Source organism: Actinomycetospora sp. NBRC 106375 (assembly GCF_030269665.1).
In the GTDB taxonomy this organism is placed as follows: domain Bacteria; phylum Actinomycetota; class Actinomycetes; order Mycobacteriales; family Pseudonocardiaceae; genus Actinomycetospora.
The window spans coordinates 646,677-666,655 of the sequence record NZ_BSTS01000001.1; the positions used below are offsets into that span (position 1 = coordinate 646,677).

General features: G+C 75.9%; 13 protein-coding genes. 7 read left to right on the forward strand and 6 right to left on the reverse strand.

Annotated features, from left to right (window positions below):
- The first annotated feature begins 132 nt into the window (after window positions 1-132).
- Both QSK03_RS03145 and QSK03_RS03150 read left to right on the forward strand, forming a co-directional pair.
- A complete protein-coding gene (locus QSK03_RS03145) occupies window positions 133-2,274 on the forward strand; it encodes a sensor histidine kinase (RefSeq protein ID WP_285648494.1) in 2,142 nt (713 codons plus the stop codon).
- Entirely contained in the window at window positions 2,271-2,921 is a 651-nt protein-coding gene (locus QSK03_RS03150) for a response regulator transcription factor (RefSeq protein ID WP_285648495.1), read from the forward strand. The genes QSK03_RS03145 and QSK03_RS03150 overlap by 4 nt, the downstream gene beginning before the upstream one ends.
- Here the strand turns inward: QSK03_RS03150 and QSK03_RS03155 are convergent.
- Window positions 2,918-8,032 carry a SpoIIE family protein phosphatase gene (locus QSK03_RS03155; protein ID WP_285648496.1) on the reverse strand — a complete coding sequence of 1,705 codons (5,115 nt, stop codon included), beginning with the start codon at window positions 8,030-8,032 and terminating at the stop codon, window positions 2,918-2,920. The two genes, QSK03_RS03150 and QSK03_RS03155, sit on opposite strands and share 4 nt — an antisense overlap.
- 87 nt (window positions 8,033-8,119) lie before the next feature.
- Here QSK03_RS03155 and treZ point away from each other — a divergent pair, with 87 nt between their 5' ends.
- Window positions 8,120-9,841 (forward strand): malto-oligosyltrehalose trehalohydrolase, encoded by a 1,722-nt coding sequence (treZ, locus tag QSK03_RS03160; protein ID WP_285648497.1) that lies wholly within the window; start codon window positions 8,120-8,122, stop codon window positions 9,839-9,841.
- A 45-nt stretch (window positions 9,842-9,886) separates the two neighbouring features.
- Here the strand turns inward: treZ and QSK03_RS03165 are convergent, their stop codons facing one another.
- The 3 genes from QSK03_RS03165 to QSK03_RS03175 are packed head-to-tail and all read right to left on the reverse strand — an operon-like array spanning window position 9,887 to window position 11,444.
- Window positions 9,887-10,510: a protein-L-isoaspartate(D-aspartate) O-methyltransferase gene (locus tag QSK03_RS03165; protein WP_285648498.1), complete on the reverse strand. Its 624-nt coding sequence runs from the start codon at window positions 10,508-10,510 to the stop codon at window positions 9,887-9,889.
- On the reverse strand, window positions 10,507-11,025 hold the full coding sequence (locus tag QSK03_RS03170) for an STM3941 family protein (RefSeq protein ID WP_285648499.1): 519 nt from the start codon (window positions 11,023-11,025) through the stop codon (window positions 10,507-10,509). The genes QSK03_RS03165 and QSK03_RS03170 overlap by 4 nt, the downstream gene beginning before the upstream one ends.
- Window positions 11,022-11,444 (reverse strand): CoA-binding protein, encoded by a 423-nt coding sequence (locus tag QSK03_RS03175; RefSeq protein ID WP_285648500.1) that lies wholly within the window; start codon window positions 11,442-11,444, stop codon window positions 11,022-11,024. Before QSK03_RS03175 ends, QSK03_RS03170 begins: the two co-directional genes overlap by 4 nt.
- Window positions 11,445-11,554: 110 nt before the next feature.
- On the opposite strand from QSK03_RS03175, the gene QSK03_RS03180 reads away from it, so the two are divergent.
- On the forward strand, window positions 11,555-14,509 hold the full coding sequence (locus QSK03_RS03180) for an FAD-binding and (Fe-S)-binding domain-containing protein (RefSeq protein ID WP_285648501.1): 2,955 nt from the start codon (window positions 11,555-11,557) through the stop codon (window positions 14,507-14,509).
- 33 nt (window positions 14,510-14,542) lie between these two features.
- Here the strand turns inward: QSK03_RS03180 and QSK03_RS03185 are convergent, their stop codons facing one another.
- Together QSK03_RS03185 and pyk are read right to left on the reverse strand one after the other, a co-directional pair.
- Complete coding sequence (locus QSK03_RS03185; RefSeq protein WP_285648502.1) at window positions 14,543-15,718, reverse strand: MalY/PatB family protein; 1,176 nt, start codon at window positions 15,716-15,718, stop codon at window positions 14,543-14,545.
- Window positions 15,719-15,729: 11 nt separating this feature from the next.
- Window positions 15,730-17,148: a pyruvate kinase gene (gene pyk / locus QSK03_RS03190; RefSeq protein ID WP_285648503.1), complete on the reverse strand. Its 1,419-nt coding sequence runs from the start codon at window positions 17,146-17,148 to the stop codon at window positions 15,730-15,732.
- Window positions 17,149-17,235: 87 nt separating this feature from the next.
- On the opposite strand from pyk, the gene QSK03_RS03195 reads away from it, so the two are divergent.
- The 3 genes from QSK03_RS03195 to QSK03_RS03205 all read left to right on the forward strand — a co-directional run bounded on the left by QSK03_RS03195 (window position 17,236) and on the right by QSK03_RS03205 (window position 19,977).
- Complete coding sequence (locus QSK03_RS03195) at window positions 17,236-18,519, forward strand: AI-2E family transporter (RefSeq protein ID WP_285648504.1); 1,284 nt, start codon at window positions 17,236-17,238, stop codon at window positions 18,517-18,519.
- Between the two features lie 39 nt (window positions 18,520-18,558).
- Window positions 18,559-19,059, forward strand: a complete 501-nt coding sequence (locus tag QSK03_RS03200) for a hypothetical protein (RefSeq protein WP_285648505.1) — start codon at window positions 18,559-18,561, stop codon at window positions 19,057-19,059.
- Window positions 19,060-19,125: 66 nt separating this feature from the next.
- Window positions 19,126-19,977, forward strand: a complete 852-nt coding sequence (locus tag QSK03_RS03205; protein WP_285648506.1) for a DUF4097 family beta strand repeat-containing protein — start codon at window positions 19,126-19,128, stop codon at window positions 19,975-19,977.
- The last annotated feature ends 2 nt before the right edge of the window (window positions 19,978-19,979 follow it).

Genomic DNA, 19,979 nt, shown 5'->3' on the forward strand with positions numbered 1-19,979 from the left:
GTCCCGGGCCGGCAGGGCCGCGCGCCCCGTTCCGCGTCCCGGCGATGTCCCGGGGATCCGGGACACGGGACGGGACCAGCACGGGACCGCGGAGGCGGGACACCACGGGCCCCGACCTGGGACGATCACCGTGTGCGACCCACGGCGGAGGACAGCGCGCGACCCGCCGCGTCCCCGACCGAGAACCCCGTGCCCGACACCCCCACCCCCGACGCCCCCACGCCCGACGCGCGGACGCCCGGCACGCGCCACTCCCCCGGCCGGCGCCGCGACGCCGTCCTCGTCCTGATCGCGCTCCTCGGGCTGGCCGTGGCGGCGGCGGTCGTCGCGCTGGCGGTGCGCCACCGCGACGTGGTCGTCGGCCCGGACGAGGGCGGCGGGATCGTCGAGGTCCTCGCCGGCCCCGTCCTGCTCGCCGCGGGCCTGCTGGTGCTGCGCGGGGCGGACCGGCGCGGGCGTTGCGTCGGCGTCGTCCTCACCGTGGCGGGCCTGGGCTGGCTGGTCTCGGGGCTGGCGGCGCAGTGGATCGTCGAGGGCCTGTACGTCACTCCGGGCGCGCCCGGCACCTCGCTCGCCTACGCGGTCAGCGCGCGGTACGGGGCGTTCCTCCTGCTCGCGCTGCCCCTGGTGCTGATGCTCTTCCCCGACGGCCACCTGCCCCGGGGCCGCCTCGGGCGCCCGGTCGCGCTGGCGAGCCTCGCCGGCACGGCGCTGCTGCCGGTGACCCTGCTCGTCGTGCCCTCGGCGGCGGTCGAGGCGCGCAGCGGGATGCCGTTCACCCCGCGGGTCGCGGCTCTGGACCTCGACCCCCACTCGATCCCGCTGCCGATCTGGCCGGCGGTGCTGGACCTCGCGTTCGCCCTGCTCCCCCTCGGCATGGTGGTGCCGTTCGTGGTGGTCGCCGTGCGCTACCGCCGGGCGAGCGGCCGGGCCCGGTTGCAGCTGCGGTGGCTGGTCTGGGCGGGCCTCGTCGACGTCCTGGTCATCGGGTTCGCGCTCCTGTTCCCCGAGCCGTGGCCGTCGGTGGCGCTGCTCGTCGCGATCGCGGTGACGTGCGCCGCGATCGTGGTCGCCGTCGTCCGCGAGCGCCTCTGGGACGTCGACCGGCTGCTGCCGACCACGATCGTCGCCGTCGCGCTCGGCCTGCTCGTGCTCCTCGTCGACGGCCTCGTGCTGCTCGTCGCCGGCGCCGCGTTCGGCGGGCGCGACTCGGCGCTCGTGGCCGTGGCCGTCGTCGCCGTGCTCTACACCCCGCTGCGCGGGCGGCTCTGGCGCGCGGCGCGCCGTCTGACCCGCGGGTCCCGCGACGACCCGTACGCCGCGGTCGCGACGCTCGCCGACGCCCTGGAGAGCGCGGCGGCGCCGGGCGACCAGCTCGCCGCGCTGGCGCGCTCGGTGGCCGAGGCGTTCCGTCTGCCCTACGTCCGCGTCGAGATCGACCGTGCCGACGGGGCGCGGGCGGTCGTCGAGCACGGGCACACCGACCGGCCCACCGTCGACCTCCCGATCCGCTACCGCGACGAGACGATCGGGCGGGTCGCCGTGGCCGAGGGGCGCCGGCTCTCCGAGTCCGAGCAGCGGCTGCTCGGCGACCTCCTGCGGCAGGCGGCCGGGGCCGCCCGCGCCGGCGCGCTCTCGGGGTCGCTGCAGCAGGCCCGCGCCGACCTCGTCACCGCCCGGGAGGAGGAGCGGCGACGCCTGCGCCGCGACCTGCACGACAGCCTCGGACCCGGCCTCGGCGCGGTGACGCTGCGGATCGAGACCGCCCGCGGGCTCGCCGCCCGCGACCCGGAGAAGGCCGACGCCGCACTCGCGCAGGCGGTCACCGACGTGACCACGCTGCTCGCCGACGTGCGCCGCCTCGTGCACGACCTGCGCCCGCCCGCCCTCGACGAGCTCGGCCTCGCCGGCGCGCTGCGGGCCCAGGCCCGACGCCTGTCCGGCGACGGGCTGGAGATCACCGTCGACGGCGAGCCCGGCGAGCTGCCCGCGGCCGTCGAGGTCGCCGCGTTCCGGATCGCCTCCGAGGCCGTGACCAACGTCGTCCGCCACGCCGGGGCGACCCGGGCGTCGGTCACCCTCGGGCGCGACCCGGCCCGCCTCGTCGTCACCGTGACCGACGACGGGCGCGGGATCCCCGCCGACGTCGTCGCCGGGGTGGGCACCCTGTCGCTGCGCGAGCGCGCCGCCGAGCTGGGCGGGCGCACCGCCGTCGCGTGCCCGCCCGCCGGCGGCACCGTCGTCACCGCCGACCTCCCCCTGGAGCGCCCGTGACCACCCCGATCAGGGTCGTGCTGGCCGACGACCACCCGGTCTACCTCGACGGGCTGGCCGGGCTGCTGGCGACGGTCGACGGACTCGAGGTGGTCGGCACGGCCACCGACGGCGCCGCGGCGGTGGAGACCGTGGGCTCCCTGCGGCCCGACGTCGTCGTCATGGACGTGCGGATGCCGGTGCTCGACGGGATCGCCGCGACCCGGCGCGTCGTCGACGCGGACCCCGGGATCGGCGTGGTCGTGCTGACCATGAGCGAGGAGGACGAGACCGTCTTCGCCGCCCTGCGCGCCGGCGCCCGTGGCTACCTGCTCAAGGGCGCCACGAAGGACGAGATCGTCCGCGCCGTGACCGCGGTGGCCGAGGGCGACGCGATCTTCGGGCCCGCGCTGGCCCGGCGGGTCACCGAGTTCCTCGCCCCGCGCCGCGGAGGGGTCGACGTCTTCCCCGAGCTGACATCCCGCGAGCGCGAGGTGCTCGACCTCATCGCCGCGGGCCGGGCCAACCCGCAGATCGCCGCCGCGCTCTTCCTGTCACCGAAGACCGTCCGCAACGTCGTGTCGGCGATCTTCACCAAGCTCCACGTCGCCGACCGCGCCGAGGCGATCGTGCGCGCCCGCGAGGCCGGGATGGGCCGGCACGACTAGGGGATCAGCCGCCCGCCGGTCGGCAGCGCGAGCTCGAGGACCCGGGCCGGCGCGCTGCCGGGCGTGGTGCGCACGTCGGCGGAGCCGCCCCTGCCCCGCACCGCCTGGAGCGCCTCCAGGACCAGGCCGACCCCGGCGCTCGCCAGGTAGCCGACGCCGCGCAGGTCGATCTCGAGCCGCGCCGCGGCGCCGAGCGGGCCGAGCACCTCGTCCCGGTGCGCGGCGACCGCCGCGAGGTCGAGGTCCCCGTGCAGCACGAGCCGGCACCGGTCGCCGTCGTCGGCGACGGTCACGCTCATCGGCGTCCCCGGGGCGGCCGCCTCCGGCGCCGGGGCCGGTCCCTCCGTCGCGGGCTCCGCGTCCTCGGCCGGCACCACGCGGAACCGCACCTCGGTGCCGCCCTCGGGGCGGGGTGTCACGCTCGCGTCGCGGGTGAGGTTGCGGACGATCGTCAGGCCGCGTCCGCGGTAGCCCGGGTCGCTCGGCACGGGGCGCCAGGTGCCGCGGTCGCGCACGACCGCCTCGGCGGCCCCGTCGGCCGCGCGGGTGACGCGCACCTCGACCTCGCCGGCCCCGTCGGTGTCGCGGTAGGCGTGCTCGACGGCGTTGGTGGCGGCCTCGCCGAGCGCGAGCTGCAGGTCCTCGTAGGCGATCTCCGGCAGGCCGGCGGCGCGCGCCCACCGGGAGACGCGCCGGCGCAGCAGGGCGAGCGAGTCGGGCCGTGCAGGCAGGTCCAGCTCCAGCGGCGGCGGGGAGAGCCGGGCGACGACGAGGGCGACGTCGTCGTCGCGGGTGTGGAGCTCGCGCAGCAGCGCTCCGGCCAGGGGCTCGGGAGCATCCGCCCGGTGCCGCGCGGCGGATTCGGCGAGGCGCGCGTACCCCTCGTCGAGCGACTCGCCCCGACGCTCGACCAGGCCGTCGGTGTAGAGCAGCAGCACCGCGCCCGCGCCGAGCGTCGTGACGGCCTCGACGTGGTCGCGGTGCCCGGGCGGCAGGCCGAGCAGCGGCCCGTGACCGTCGGGGTCGTCGAGGTAGCGCACCGGGCCGCCGTCGGCCTCGACGAGCAGCGCCGGCAGGTGACCCGCCCGGGCCCAGCGCAGCTCGCCGGTGTGCGTGTCGAGGGTCAGGCACAGCGCCGTCGAGGCGCGCGAGCCCGGGACCCGCGAGGTCAGGCGGTCGAGCAGGCCGAGGGCCTCCGCGGGGCCGTGACCGGCGAGCAGGTAGCCCGACAACGCGGTGCGGAGCTGTCCCATGACCGCCGCCGCGGCCGTGCCCTGCCCGACGACGTCCCCGACGGCGACGGCCACACGGTGCTCGTCGAGCTCGACGACGTCGTACCAGTCGCCGCCCGCCTGCGTGCCGACCGCGCCGGGCAGGTAGCGCACGGCGAGCGCGAGTCGGTCGAGCGAGGGCAGGGCCTGGGGCAGCAGGCTGCGCTGGAGGGTGTCGGCGATCTGGTGCTCGCCGCGGAAGAGGCGCGCCCGGTCGAGCGCGATCGCGCACGGCTCGGCAAGGGCCTCCAGCGTGATCCGCTCGGTGCGCGAGACGCGCCCGCGGTCGGTGAGCCCGACCCCGACCGCCCCCACCGTCGTCCCCGCGGCCACCAGCGGCAGCGCCATCGACCCGAGCACCCCGAGCTCGCGCATCAGCGCCTGCAGCTCCGGCGTCCCGGCGTCCGGCCCGCCGGCGCCGCCGACCAGCCAGAGCGGCGCCCCGGTGCGGACCGCCGTCCCGACCATCGTCAGCGGCTCCCGCTCGCCGACCACCGGGGGGTCCACGTTGCGCGCCGCGAGCGGGGTGAGCGTGCCCGCCCTCCGGTCGTACTCGAACACCGCGACGTGGGCGGTGGCACCGAGGAGCGCCCCGAGGTGCTCGACCGTCACCTCGGCCACCTCGCTCGGGGTCGCCGCCGCCGAGAGCTCGCCGGTGGCCCGCTGCAGCAGCGAGAGCCGCTCGGCGACCGCCCGCTCCTCGGCGAGCAGCAGGGCGTTGTCCAGCGCCAGGGCGGCGCGGGCCGCGATGTCGGCGACGAGCTCGCGGTCCTCCGAGGTCCAGCCCGGACCCTCGGGTCCCCGCTCGAGCGAGAGCACGGCCACGGGCCGGTTGCGGACCGTCAGCGGCAGCGCGAGCACGCCGCCCGTGGTCACCGCGCGGCGCCGGTGCAGCGCCTCCTGCTCGGGGGCGCCGACGCTGTCGGCGGGCACGGGGACGACGGCACCGCCCGCCGTCCGGTCCGCCACCTGCCCCTCGCCCGGACGGCCCTCCTCGTCGACGGGACGGGCCACGACCCGCGCGGCGACGCGGACCTCGACGAGCAGCGCGGCGAGACGCCCGAGACGTGCGGCGACCTCCGGCGCGCCGTCGAGCTCCGCGCCGATCCGGGCGAGCAGCCGCTGGCGTTCCGCGTCGAGGGCACGGGCGTTGACGTCGATCCCGGTGCCCACCCAGCCGGTCGTGCCGAACTCGCCGGGCCCGCCGATCAGGGGGACGGCCTGCTCCACCACACGGTGGTACTCGCCGTCGGCCCGCCGCAGCCGGTACTCGACCTCCCAGCCGCGGCCCCCGGCCATCGCCGCCGCGGTGACCTCGCGGTGGTGGTCACGGTCGTCGGGGTGCAGCGAGACCCGCCAGCCGTCACCGCGCTCCGCCTCGTCACTGCGGCCGGTGAAGCGTCGCCACCCCGCGTTGTGGAAGGTCCGCCGCCCGTCCGGACCGGCCGCCCAGATCATCGCCGGCGCCAGGTCGGCCATCGCGGTGAAGCGGGCCTCCGCGCGCCGGCGGGCGCGGCCGAGCTGCAGGTGGGTATCGACGCGGGCCAGCAGCTCGGGGGCCGCGAACGGCTTGACCAGGTAGTCGTCGGCCTGGGCGGCGAGCCCCTCGACCGCGGCGTCCTCCCCCGCCCGCGCCGAGAGCAGCAGCACCGGGACCCGGGCGGTGCGCTCGTCGGCGCGCAGGGCGGCGAGCAGGGCGAGCCCGTCGCGACCCGGCATCATGACGTCGGAGACGACGAGGTCGGGCGGGTCGGCGAGCGCCGAGTCCAGCGCCTCGTCGCCGTCGACCACCAGGCGCACGTCGTGGCGCGGCACGAGCAGGCGGTGCAGGTAGGACCGCATGTCGGCGTTGTCGTCGGCCACCAGCACGCGGCCACGGACCGCGGCGGGCGCGGCCTGCTCGGTCTCGTCGGTCTCGTCTGGCTGGTTGCCCTGCTCGGGTTGCGCGACGACCGGCTGGGCGTCACCCGGCATCCAGCCCAGCGCCTCGGACACGAAGGACTCGGCGTCCGCCGACGCGCCGCCGGGCGGCTCGTCGCCCCCGCCGTCGGTCCGGGCCGTAACCTCCGCGGCCGTCGCGAAGGGCAGGGTCACGGTCATCGTCGTCCCGACGCCGGGCGCGCTCTGCGCGTCGACCTCCCCCGCGTGCAGGGCCACGAGCTCGCGCACGAGGGCCAGCCCGATGCCGCTCCCTTCGCCGGAGCGCGCCCCCGTGCTCGGCACCCGGTGGAAGCGCTCGAACAGGCGCGGCACCTGGTCGGCGGGCACCCCGACGCCGGTGTCGGCGACCCGCAGCACCGGCGCGGGCTCCCCCGCCGCGTCCTGCCCGGCCTCCACCCGCACCGAGACCCAGCCCGCCGTCGTGAACTTCAGCGCGTTCGACAGCAGGTTGAGGACGACCTTCTCCCAGGCGTCACGGTCGAGCATCACCGGGCGGCCCAGCAGCGGGGTGTCCACGGTGTAGTCCAGCCCGGCGCGCGCCATCGCGGACTCGAAGAGCGCCGCCAGCTCGCCGGTGGCCTGCCCGAGGTCGACCGGGACCCGGTGCGACTCGCGGCGGCCCGCCTCGAGCCGGGAGAAGTCGAGCAGGCTGGTGACGAGCCGGCCGAGGCGCCGGCCGTTGCGGTGGACCACCTCGAGCTCGGCGCGCCAGCGTTCCGGCTCGACGTCGGCGTCGCTCAGCAGCTCCTCGACCGGGCCCATCATCAGGGTGAGCGGTGTCCGGAACTCGTGGCTGACGTTGGAGAAGAAGTCGGTCTTCGCGCGGTCGAGCTCCGCGAGGCCCTCCGCCCGGCGGCTCTCGGCCTCGTAGCCCGCGGCGTTCGTCAGGCCCGCCGTGATCTGGCCGCCGAGGAGCGTCAGGAAGCTGTCGGTGCGCTCGTCGTGGCGCCGGTGCGGGTTGACGCCGACGACGAGGGCGCCGGCGACGTCGTGGCCGTGGTCCCCGCCGCCCGCCCCGCCGCCCGCCCCGCCCGCCCCCGGGATCGCCGACAGCGGCACGAGCACCGCCTCGGTGGGCGACCGGTCCCAGGCCCCGCGGGGCACCTCCCCGCCGCAGCGCGCCTGCAGGTCACCCACGATCGTCGGTGTGCCGGCCACGAGGCCGGTGAGCGGCCACGGACCGGCGTGGGGCTCGATCACTTCGGGCGCGACGGGGCTGCCGGGCACGGCGCCGGCACTCGCGGCGAGGCGGGCCGGCCCCCCGGCCTCGTCGACCAGGTAGACCAGCCCGAACGGGACGTCGCGGGGGTTGTCGGCGAGCGTGTGCTCCACCGCGGCGAGCACGTCGGACTGCGAGCGGGCGCTGCCGGTCGCCGTCGCGAGGTCCCGCAGGGTGGCCATCCGCCGGTCGCCGATGACGCGGTCGGTGTTCTCCGTGACCACGCAGAGCATGCCGCGCACGGTGCCGTCGACGTCGGCGAGCGGGCTGTAGGAGAACGTGTGGTACGTCTCCTCCGGGTAGCCGCTGCGCTCGAGGAACAGCAGGAGGTCCTCGTCCCAGGTCGCGGTGCCGGTGTCGAGCACCGAGGCGATCCGCGGCCCGGCCGCGTCCCAGACCTCGCTCCACACCTCGTGCGCCGGGCGGCCCAGCGCCCAGGGGTGCTTCGACTGCAGCGTGTCGCGCCAGTAGGCGTCGTTGTAGAAGACGGTGAGCTCGGGACCCCAGGCCATCCACATGGAGAACCGCGAGGTCAGCAGCATCCGCACGACCGTGCGCAGGGGCGTGGGCCACTGCTCGGGCTCGCCGAGCGGGGTCGCGGCCCAGTCGACCGCCGCCATGTCCGCGCCGACGCGCCCGCCGCCCGCGAACAGGGCGTCGGGCGGGCGTCCCGTCCCCATAGGCCGCTCCCTGTACGACGTGTCGGGCTCATCATCGCGGGCGGGCGGCGCGCATGCCCAGGCGGCCCGGCGGGAACGATCGGACCCGTGACGCACGAGTTCGCGGTGTGGGCCCCCGACAGCACGTCGGTCGGCCTGGTCCTGGACGACCGGACCGAGGAGATGGCGGGCGGGACGGACGGCTGGTGGCGGGTGACGGTCCCGGACGCCGGCCCGGGCACCGACTACGCGTTCTCCCTGGACGGCGGCGACCCGCTGCCCGACCCCCGCTCGCGCTGGCAGCCCCACGGGGTGCACACCGCGTCGCGTCTCGTCGACGTCGAGCCGTCCCCCGCCGACGCCGCGTGGACCGGGAGGTCCCTGCCGGGCTCGGTGATCTACGAGATGCACGTCGGCACGTTCACCCCGGGCGGCACGTTCGCCGACGCCGAGGAGCGGCTCGACCACCTCGTCGAGCTCGGCGTCGACTTCGTCGAGGTCCTGCCGGTCAACGCGTTCGACGGGACGCGAGGCTGGGGCTACGACGGTGTCCTCTGGTACGCGGTGACCGAGAACTACGGCGGCCCCGCGGCGTTCCGCCGGTTCGTGGACGGCTGCCACGCCCGGGGTCTCGGCGTCGTGCTCGACGTCGTCTACAACCACCTCGGCCCGTCGGGCGCCTACCTCGACCGGTTCGGGCCCTACTTCCTCGGCGAGAACGTCTGGGGGCCGTCGCTGAACCTCGACGGGCCCGGCTCGGACACCGTGCGGGCCTACATCCTGGACAACGTCACGATGTGGCTGCGCGACTACGGCGTCGACGCCCTACGCCTCGACGCCGTGCACGCCCTGCGCGACGCCCGGGCGACCCACGTCCTCGAGGAGATGGCCGACCACGTCGCGTCATTGTCCGCGCACCTGCGCCGACCGCTGACGCTCATCGCCGAGTCCGACCTCAACGACCCACGGCTGATCACCTCGCGCGAGGCCGGCGGCTACGGGCTCGACGCGCAGTGGTGCGACGACATCCACCACGCCCTGCACTCCACGCTGACCGGGGAGACGCAGGGCTACTACGTGGACTTCGGCTCGCTGGGCGCGCTGGCCGAGGTCCTCCACGACCCCTTCCACCACGCGGGCACCTGGTCGACGTTCCGGGGCCGGACCCACGGCCGGCCGGTGGACCTGCTGCGCACCCCGGGGCACCGGTTCCTCGCCTACCTCCAGGACCACGACCAGGTCGGCAACCGCGCGGCGGGCGACCGCCTGTCCGCGACGGTCTCGCCGGGCCTGCTCGCGTGCGGGGCGGCGCTGGTGTTCTGCTCGCCGTACACGCCGATGGTGTTCATGGGCGAGGAGTGGGGCGCCCGCACGCCGTGGGCGTTCTTCGTCGGCTTCTCCGATCCGGGACTGCAGGCCGCGGTGCGGGAGGGGCGCACGAAGGAGTTCGCCGAGCACGGCTGGGGCGCCGCCGACGTGCCCGACCCGACGGCGCCGGCGACCTTCGAGGCCTCGCGGCTGGACTGGACCGAGCCCTCCCGCGAGCCGCACGCCTGGATGCTCGGCGTGTACCGGCAGCTGATCGCCCTGCGCCGCGCCCACCCCGAGCTGACCGACCCGCACCTCGACCCGGTGCGGGTCGACCACGACACCGACGCCCGCACCCTCGTCGTGCACCGCGGCACGCTGCGGCTGGCGGTGAACCTGGGCGGGGCGCCGGCGACGCTGCCGGTGACGGCGTCGGAGGTGCTCTACGCCCCCGCCGGCGCCGACCCCGGCCCCTCCGGCCTCGCCCTCCCGGCGGAGTCGTTCGCCCTCGTCCGTATGTGAGCGAACTTTGGGCCGATAGCCCCCAAGTTCGCTCACGTACGGGGATCAGAGCAAAGGGACGAACGACACCGGCATGAGGTGCTCGGCGTGCCCGTCGCGGCGCACCCGGACGAGGTCGCCGCGGCGCCCGTGACCGACCGGGCACACGAGGACGCCGTCGTCGGTCAGCTGCTCGAGCAGCGCGGCGGGCACCTCGCCCTCGGCCATCGCGGCCACGGAGACGGCGTCGAAGGGTGCGCGGTCGGGGGCGCCCTCGCGGCCGTCGCCGTGGCGGACCTCGACGTTCGCGCAGCCCACCGCGGCGAGGGCGTCGCGCGCCCCGGCGGCGAGCGACGGGTGGTACTCGATCGTCACCACCTCGCGGGCGAGCCGGGACAGCACCGCCGCGGCGTACCCGCTTCCCGCGCCGACCTCGAGCACGCGCTCGGTGCCGGTGAGCCCCAGCGCCGCCGCCATCGCGGCGACCATCGCCGGCGCGGAGATCGTCTGCCCGCACGAGATCGGGAGCGGGCCCGCCCCGTAGGCGTCGCGGGCCCGGTGCGCGGGGACGAACCGGTGGCGCGGCACCTCGGCCATCACCGCGAGGACCCGCTCGTCGTCGATGCCGCGCCGCCGCAGCTCGCCGATCATCGCGGCCCGGCGCCGCTCGTGGCCCACGGTCGGTGTCACACGGCGTCCGGCCGCAGACGCTCGAGGTCGTCGGCGAGCTCCTGCGCCGGCACCGGCAGGACCGTCGGCGGCAGGACCACGGGGCTGCCGAGCCGCCCGGCCTGCGCGCGGCCGACCTTCGCGCGCGCGGGCGTGGTGCGGGCGAGGACGGCCTCCGGGTCGCGGACGCCGATCACGAGCATCGCCCCGCCCCGCGCCGGCAGCACGTCCACCGACCCGACCTCCGACCAGGGCAGGAACCCGGCGGCGACAACCGACCCGCCGTCGTCGACGCCCTCGGCGGTCACCACCAGCAGGGGCTTGCCCCGCAGCAGGCGCCGGGCCCCGGTGCCCGCGCTCACCGCGCCGAAGAACGCCAGCACGATCCCCATGACGACGACGCCGCCGCTCGCGCCGGTGGCCAGCAGCCACAGCCCGGCGGCCAGGACGATCACGCCCGTCACCAGGGTCATCACCGGCACGGCGCGCGGGGCCTGGACCACCACCCGGCCCGGCTCGCGGACGACCGCGCTCACGCACACCACCTCCGGTGCTCGGCCCGCAGATCCCGGTCGGCGACGGCCTCGATACCCGCCCGGTGCGCGCGGGCGATCGTCCGGGCCGTCACGTTCCCGTCGGCCACCCCCGTCGGCAGCCAGACGGCCCCGCCCCCGACGCCGGCGACCTCGGCGACCACCGCGTCCCACGCGTCCGGCGCCCGGCAGACCACGACGAGGTCGGGCGGCGGGACGTCGGCGAGCGTCGGCGCGCACAGCCGCCCGAGCGTCTCGACGACGTGCGGGTTGACGAGGTCGACCGTCCACGCGGTCCGGTCGAGCAGGTAGGCCGCGAGCCGGAAGCTGGGCCGGTTGAACCGGTCGGAGACCCCCAGCACCGCGACGCGCTTGACCGTCGCCAGCAGCGCGCCGACCGCGGCGTCGTCGGTCCCCGTCACTCCCCCATCCTCCCGCACCTGACGTGAGCGGTTCCCGACCCCGTGACGCAGGAAAGTGCTGACATCGGCGAGAACTTGCACGACCCCGCGGGGGCGCCCAGAGTCGTCCGGTGGCCACGGTCGACCTCCCCTCGCCCCGCACCCGCGCGCCGGCCCCGGAGGAGGCCCTGGAGCGGGCGTTGGCCGACCGGGTGGACGGCGAGGTCCGGTTCGACGCCGGCTCCCGCGCGACGTACGCCGTCGACGCCTCGAACTACCGCCAGGTCCCGATCGGTGTCGTCGTCCCCCGCTCGATCGACGCCGGCGTCGAGGCCCTGGCCGTCTGCCGCGAGCACGACGTCCCTGTCCTGTCCCGCGGCGGCGGCACGAGCCTCGCCGGGCAGTGCTGCAACGCCGCGGTGGTGATCGACTGGTCGAAGTACTGCACGCGCCTCGTGTCGGTCGACGAGCAGGAGCGCACCTGCGTCGTCGAGCCCGGGATCAAGCTCGACGACCTCAACGCGGCGCTGCCCGGCCGGCTGATCTACGGACCGAAGCCCGCGACGCACGTCAGCTGCACCCTCGGTGGCATGATCGGCAACAACTCGTGCGGGTCGACCGCGCAGGTGTTCGGCAAGGTCGCCGACAACGTCCGCCGCCTGGAGATCCTCACCCACGACGGGCTGCGGATGTGGGTGGGCCCGACGACGGCCGCCGAGTACGACGCGATCCAGGCCGCGGGCGGGCGGCGCGCCGAGATCTACCGCGGCCTGCGGGCGATCGCGCAGGACAACGCCGCCCTGGTCGCCGACCGCTTCCCCGACATCCCGCGACGCGTGTCGGGCTACAACCTCGACGACCTGCTGCCCGGCCCGGACGCCGACGGCCACGGCTTCGACGTCGCCAAGGCGCTGGTCGGCACCGAGTCGACGCTGGTCACGGTGCTGCACGCCGAGCTGGACCTCGTCACCGAGGCCCGGCACACCGCGCTCGTCGTGCTCGGGTTCGACGACGTGGTCGCGGCCGCCTGGTGCGTCCCGGCGATCCTGCCGCACGCGCCGCACTTCCTGGAGTGCATCGACCGCGTCATCGTCGAGTTCGAGCGCGCCCGCGGCTTCCACCAGGACGCGATGGCGGCGATGCCCGCGGGCCACAGCTGGCTGATGGTGCAGATCCGCGACGAGGAGCCCGCGCGGGTCACCGAGCGCACGCAGGCCCTGACCGACGCGCTGCGGGCGCACGGGCCGTCGATCCTCACCGTCACCGACCCCGCCCAGCAGGCCGAGCTCTTCGCCATCCGGGAGTCCGCGCTGCCGGTCTCGGCGCGTGACCCGCTCACCGGCCGCGACAACTACGAGGGCTGGGAGGACGCGGCGCTGCCCACCGACCGGCTCGCCGACTACCTGGCCGAGTGGGTCGCGCTGCTCGACGAGTACGGGTTCACCGAGGGCACCGCGATCTACGGCCACTTCGGGCACGGCTGCATCCACACCCGCATCCCGTTCGACCTCGGCTCCACTCCGGGCATCGCCGCCTACCGCACCTTCATGGAGCGCTCCGCGGACCTGTGCGTGAAGTACGGCGGATCGCTCTCCGGCGAGCACGGCGACGGCCAGTCGCGCGGCGAGCTGCTGGAGCAGATGTACGGCCCGGAGCTGGTGCGCGCGTTCGAGTCGGTGAAGGCCCTGTTCGACCCGCGGAACCGGATGAACCCCGGCAAGGTCGTGCACCCGTACCGCCTCGACGAGCACCTGCACGTCGGCGCCGACTACGCCCCGGACGACCCGGCCTCGGCGTTCTCCTATCCGTCCGACGACGGCCGCTTCACCCGCGCCGTCGAGCGCTGCATCGGTGTCGGGCGGTGCCGGCGCTCCGACGGCGACGTCATGTGCCCGTCGTACCGGGCCACCGGCGAGGAGCACCACTCGACGCGGGGCCGCTCGCGCCTGCTCTGGGAGATGCTGCGCGGCCACGCCGACTCGCCGATCCGCGACGGCTGGCGCTCGACCGAGGTCCGCGACGCCCTGGATCTCTGCCTGGCGTGCAAGGGCTGCCTGTCCGACTGCCCGGTCAACGTCGACATGGCGACCTACAAGGCCGAGTTCCTGCACCACCACCACGCCGGGCGGCCGTGGACGCGCCCGCGCTCGCACCTGTCGATGGGCTGGCTGCCCGCGCTCGCCCGGGTCGCTTCACCGCTCGCGCGGCTGGTGAACCGGGTGACGTCGTCGCGGGCGGCGCCCCTGCTCAAGCGCCTCGGCGGCATCGACGAGCGACGCGGCATCCCGGCGTTCGCCACGCCGCGGTTCTCGCACTGGTACCGCGCCCGCGGCCCCCGTGGCGCGGGGACGCGCGGCGAGGTGCTGCTGTGGCCGGACACGTTCACCGAGTTCCTCCACCCCCGCGCGGGGGCCGACGCGGTGCGCGTCCTCGAGGCGGCGGGCTTCCGCGTGCGGCTGCCCGAGCGGGAGCTGTGCTGCGGGCTGACGTGGGTCACGACCGGCCAGCTCGACGTCGCCGCCCGGGTGCTCGGGCGCACGCTCGACGCGCTCGCCCCGGCGGTCCGCGCCGGCATGCCGATCGTCGGGCTCGAGCCCAGCTGCACCGCGGTGCTCACCGACGACGCGGTGAACCTGCTGCCCGGGCCGCGGGCCGACGCCATCGCCGCGGCGACGACGACGCTCGGACGGTTGCTCGCCGAACGCGCGCCGGACTGGGCGCCGCCGGGTCTGCACGGCCGCGACGTGATCGTCCAGCAGCACTGCCACCAGCACGCGACCGGCGGCTACGGCGCCGAGACCGCGGTGCTGCGGCGGGCGGGCGCCGAGGTCGAGGTGCTCGACTCCGGGTGCTGCGGGCTGGCGGGCAACTTCGGCTTCGAGCAGGGGCACTACGAGGTCTCGGTCGCGTGCGCCGAGCACGTGCTGCTGCCCCGCGTGCGGTCGGCGTCCCCCGACACCGCGGTGATCGCCGACGGCTTCTCCTGCCGCACCCAGATCGACCAGCTCAGCGAGCGCCGCGGCGACCACCTCGCCTCCCTGCTCGCCTCCGGCCTCCCCGACGAGCCCCTCCCCTGGCCCATGTGAGCAGTTGGCGCCCCTCCCGGGGGCGCCAACTGCTCACGTATCGAAGAGGGCGGTGCGGAGGCGGTCGAGGGCCTCGGCGAGGACAGGGCGGGACATGGCGAGGTTGAGGCGCATGCCGCCGCGGCCGGCGTCGCCGCACGCGGCGCCGTCGGTGAGGACGACGCCGGCCTCGCGCGCCAGGAACGCCGACGGCGGCTCGTCGAGGTCCAGCCCGCGGCCGTCGAGCCAGGCGAGGTAGGTGCCCTCGGGCACGGTGACGCGCAGGCCGGGCAGGTCGGCGCCGGCCAGCAGCGCCCGGTTGCCGTCGAGGTAGGCCAGCACCTCGTCGAGCCAGTCGCGCGAGTCCCGGTAGGCCGCCGTGGTCGCGAGCACCCCGGGCGTGGCGGTCCCGTGCTCGGCGAGGTAGCCGGTCGCGGTCCAGTGCTCGGCGTCGGCGGCGTTCGACAGCACCACCTGCCCGCACTTCAGCCCCGGGGTGTTCCAGGCCTTGGACGCCGAGGTCGCGGTCACCGTGTGCGCGGCCGCCGCCTCCGAGGACGCCGCGTACGGGCGGTGCCGGTGCCCGTCGAACGTCAGCGGCGCGTGGATCTCGTCGGCGAACACCCGCACCCCGTGCCGCTCGACGACCTCGGTGACCGCCGCCAGCTCGGCGTCGTCGAGCACCCGCCCGGTGGGGTTGTGCGGGTTGGTCAGCACGAGCAGCCCCGCACCCGCCGCGAAGGCGCGGTCGATGCCCTCGAGGTCGAGGACGAAGCGGTCGCCGTCGCGGGCCATCGGGACCGTCACGAGCTCGCGGTCGACCATGGCCGGCACGGTCAGGAACGGCATGTACGCCGGGGTCGGCAGCACGATCGGGCTGCCGGGGCGCGTGAAGTGCCGGACCGTCGCCGTGAACGCGGTGAGCACGTCGGGCACCGGCCGCACCCACGCCGGGTCGGGCGCCCAGGAGAACCGGTCGCCCCAGAACGACGAGCAGGCCGCGGCCATGTCGCCGACCCACGCGTCGGGCAGGTAGCCGAACAGCGACGCGTCGGCCGAGCGCCGCACCGCCCCGGCCACGGCGTCGGCCACCGGGTAGTCCATCTCGGCGACGAACGCGCCGATCAGCCCCCGCCCGTGGGACTCCCCGGGCGTCGACCACTTCCAGCTCCCGGCGGCCCGCATGTACTCGGCGGTCAGGGCGTCGAAGCGGTGTCCCGTCGTCGTCATCGGCGGCGAAACTATCGGGCGTCCTCGCCGATCTTGTGCACGCGCAGCAGGTTGGTCTTGCCCACGGTGCCGGGCGGCGACCCGGAGACGATCACGACGAGCTCGCCGGCGCCGAACCGGCCGATCTCGAGCAGCGACGCGTCCACCTGGCGGATCATCGCGTCGGTGGTGTCGGCCCAGGGCACGAGGAAGGTCTCCACGCCCCAGCTCAGCGCGAGCTGGCTGCGCACCTCGGGCACCGGGGTGAACGCGAGCACCGGCAGCCGGGTGTGCAGGCGGGCCAGGCGCCGCACGGTGTCGCCGGTGCGGGTGAACGCGACGAGCGCGCGGGCGTTGAGTCGCTCGCCGATGTCACGCGCGGCGGTGGTGACGACGCCGCGCTGGGTGCGGGGCACGTGCTGGATCGGCGGCACCGACGCCGGCCCGACCTCCACGGCGGCGACGATGCGCGCCATCGTCTGCACCGTCTCGATCGGGTAGTCGCCGACGCTGGTCTCGCCGGAGAGCATCACCGCGTCGGCGCCGTCGAGCACGGCGTTGGCGACGTCGGAGGCCTCGGCGCGGGTCGGCCGGAAACTGTGGATCATCGACTCGAGCATCTGCGTGGCGACGACCACCGGCTTGGCGTTCTCGCGCGCGATCTGCACCGCGCGCTTCTGCACCAGCGGCACGTCCTCCAGTGCCAGCTCCACGCCCAGGTCGCCGCGCGCGACCATGATCGCGTCGAAGGCGAGCACGATCGCCTCGAGCGCGTCGACGGCCTCGGGCTTCTCGAGCTTCGCGATCACCGGCAGGCGCGCGCCGTACTCGTCCATGATCTTTCCGACGAGCTCGGCGTCGGCGGGCGACCGCACGAACGACAGCGCGATCATGTCGACGCGCAGGCCGAGCGCGAAGCGCAGGTCGGCCTCGTCCTTGTCGCTCATCGCGGGCACCGAGACGGCGGTGTTGGGCAGCGAGATGCCCTTGTGGTCGGACACCCGACCGCCCTCAATCACGCGGGCGACGACGTCGCGGCCCTCGACGGCGGTGACCTCGAGGGCGACGTTGCCGTCGTCCACCAGCAGCGACTCGCCGGGCCGGCAGTCGTCGGCGAGGCCCGAGTACGTGGTGGAGACGCGGTCGTGGGTGCCCACGACGTCCTCGGTGGTGATGCGCACGGTCTCGCCCGCCGTCCACATCTGCGGACCGTCGGCGAACGTCCCGAGACGGATCTTCGGGCCCTGGAGGTCGGCGAGGATGCCCACCGCCCGGCCCTCGGCGTCGGCCGCCTCGCGCACCCGCAGGTAGGTCTGTTCGTGGTCGGCGTGGGTGCCGTGGCTGAAGTTGAGCCGGGCGACGTCCATGCCGGCGCGGACGAGGTCACGGATGGCCTCGGGTGAAGACGTCGCAGGCCCCAGCGTGCACACGATCTTGGCTCGTCGGCTCACGGCCCCATGCTAGACGCCTCTGCACCGATCCAGCAGCCGTCCCCGCTCGTCCGCCCCCCGTCCGGCGCACGGGACTACGGTGCGGGGATGACACCGTCCGCCGTCCCCGACGAGCCCGCCGACGGGCCGCGGAGCGGGGACGGTGCGGAGGGCGCGGGCGGCGTCCTGCTCCCCGGTCGCCGGAAGCGCTGGGAGATCCCGCACGGCCTGGAGATCGCCACCTCCCTCGCGTGGCGCCTCCTGCTCGTCGCCATCGCACTGGCCGTGATCATCTACGTGCTGGGCCTGATCGGGGCCGTCGTCGTGCCGGTCGTGCTCGCGCTGATCGCCGCGTCGCTGCTCGCCCCGTCGGCGCACGCCCTCTCTCGTGTCCGTTGGCTCCCCCACGCCGTGGCGACGGCGATCGTCATCGTCGGCGGGGTGGCCGTGGTCGGGGGCGTGTTCTACGGCGTCGGACTGGCGTTCGTCTCCGGGCTGCCGGAGCTCTCCTCCCAGCTCGTCGCGAGCGTCGTCGGCATCCAGGACTGGCTGCGGACCGGACCGCTCGGCCTGAACAACGAGCAGTTCACCGCGCTCGGCAACCAGGTCCTCGCCGCCCTGCAGGCGAGCCAGGCGTCGCTGGCCCAGAGCGCGGTCGGGGTGGTGAGCACCCTCGGCGAGGTGCTCACCGAGCTGCTGCTCGCGCTGTTCACGCTGATCTTCTTCGTCTACGACGGAGGCACGGTGTGGCGGTTCGTGCTGAAGGCCTTCCCCCGCCAGGCCCGCGACCGCGCGGACATCGCCGGGCGCCGGGCGTTCGCCTCGCTCGTCGGCTACACCCGCGCGACGATCCTCGTCGCCGCCGCCGACGCCATCACCGCGGGCGTGGGCCTGTGGCTGATCGGCATCCCCCTGCCGGTGCCGCTCGCCGCCCTGATCTTCTTCGGCGCCTTCGTCCCGACCCTCGGGGCCGTGGTGTCCGGCGTCGTGGCCGTGCTGGTCGCCCTGGTCAGCGGCGGGATCACCGACGCGCTGCTCGTCGTCCTGCTGCTCGTGCTGGTGCAGAACCTCGAGGGCTACATCCTCCAGCCCCTGCTGCTCGGGCGGTCGATCAAGCTCCACCCGCTCGCCGTGGTGCTGCCCATCGCGTGCGGACTCGTGCTCGCCGGCATCGCCGGGGCCCTGCTCGCGGTCCCGCTCGTCACCGTGATCGACTCCGGCGTGCGATCGCTCACCCGGCCCTCCGACGGCCCCGGCCTCGATCCGGACACCGTCGACGCGCTCGATCCCCGCTCGGCGCGCCCCGACTGGCACGACGTCGACCAGCCGCCGCGGAGCTTCGTCGCCCGCGCGGTCGACTCCCTGTCCCACCGGCGCATGGCGGACGACTAGGCACACCATCATGGCGCCAGACGGTGCCACAGTGGCGCCATGCAGCTGAGCGAGTACGTCGACCGGCTCCACGAGGAGTTCGCCGCCGCGGCCGAGGCGGCGGGCCCGGAGGTCCGGGAGGCCGCCGAGCGTCTCGTGTCGCCGCTCGACGCGGCGGTGCGGCTCGTGCTGCTGGAGGCCCTGGCCGCGGCGGCCGAGGAGATCACCCTCGACCTCGCGCCCGGGTCGGTCCACCTGCGCCTGCGCGGCCGGGACCCCGACTTCGTCATCGACGGGGTCGGCCCGGTCGCGCCCGCCGAGCCGGCCACCGCCGCGGTCTCGGCCCCGCCGGCGGCCGCCGAGAACCCGGTGCCGGACACCGGGCCGGCGGCGCGCGTCAACTTCCGCCCGCCCGAGAGCCTCAAGGCGCGCATCGAGTCCGCCGCCGCGCGCGAGGGGCTCTCGGTCAACACCTGGCTCACCCGCGCCGCGGCCGCGGCGCTCGAGCCCCGCACCGACGCCGCGCCGGCCCGCTCCGCCCGCGGCGGCTGGTTCGGCTAGCACCCACCCCACCCACCCGCACCACCGGACTCACGGGATCGAGCGATCCCGAGGAGGCGATGACCCGTGCCCACGTTCGACACCCCCGGACCCCTCACCGCCAGCGTCGACCTGCCGATCGGCGAGCTGCGCGTCGTGGCGACCGACCGCACCGACACCACCGTCGAGGTCCACTCCTCGACCGGGGACCGCGCCGAGGCGGAGGCGGTGCGCGTCGAGCTCGTCGGCGACGAGCTCCGCGTCCAGGGCCGCAGGCTCGGCCTGCGCACCCTGCTCGTCCCCACCCCCGGGCGATCCCTCGAGGTCGAGATCGCCCTGCCCACCGGTTCGTCCCTCACCGCACGCTCGGGCTACGGGGGCGTGCAGGTGGAGGGCCGCGTCGCCGGCTGCCGGGTGGAGACCGGCTACGGCGACGTCCGCCTCGAGGACGCCGGCCCCGTCGACCTCACCACGAACTACGGCGCGGTGCGCGTCACCGGCACGGTCGACGGCGACGCGACCGTGGTCGCCGACCACGGCGAGGTGCGGCTCGGACGGATCACCGGCGACGCCGACCTGCGCACCAAGCACGGCACGGTCCGCGTCGAGGAGGTCGGCGGCACCGCCCGTCTCACCGGCGTGCACAACGACCTCGAGCTCGAGACCGCCACCGCCGACGTCGTCGCGCGGAGCGCCTACGGCCGCATCCGTCTCGGCCGGGTCGTGCGCGGCGAGGTCACGCTCACCAGCACCCACGGCCGCCTCGAGGTGGGCGTCGACCCGGCGAGCGCCGTGTGGCTCGACGTCGACACCCGGGGACGCGTGCGCAACGCGCTCGAGCCCCGGCCGGGCCCCGAGGGCTTCGCCGAGAGCGTCACCGTCACCGCCCGCTCGCAGGACGGCGACGTCGTCGTCCGCCGATCGATCACCACGTCCTGAGG

Bases quoted from the DNA above. Each gene is read 5' to 3' on its own strand.
- QSK03_RS03195 (WP_285648504.1), top strand. From the start codon at position 17,236: ATGACACCGTCCGCCGTCCCCGACGAGCCCGCCGACGGGCCGCGGAGC.
- QSK03_RS03155 (WP_285648496.1), bottom strand. From the start codon at position 8,032: ATGGGGACGGGACGCCCGCCCGACGCCCTGTTCGCGGGCGGCGGGCGC.
- QSK03_RS03185 (WP_285648502.1), bottom strand. From the start codon at position 15,718: ATGACGACGACGGGACACCGCTTCGACGCCCTGACCGCCGAGTACATG.
- QSK03_RS03200 (WP_285648505.1), top strand. From the start codon at position 18,559: ATGCAGCTGAGCGAGTACGTCGACCGGCTCCACGAGGAGTTCGCCGCC.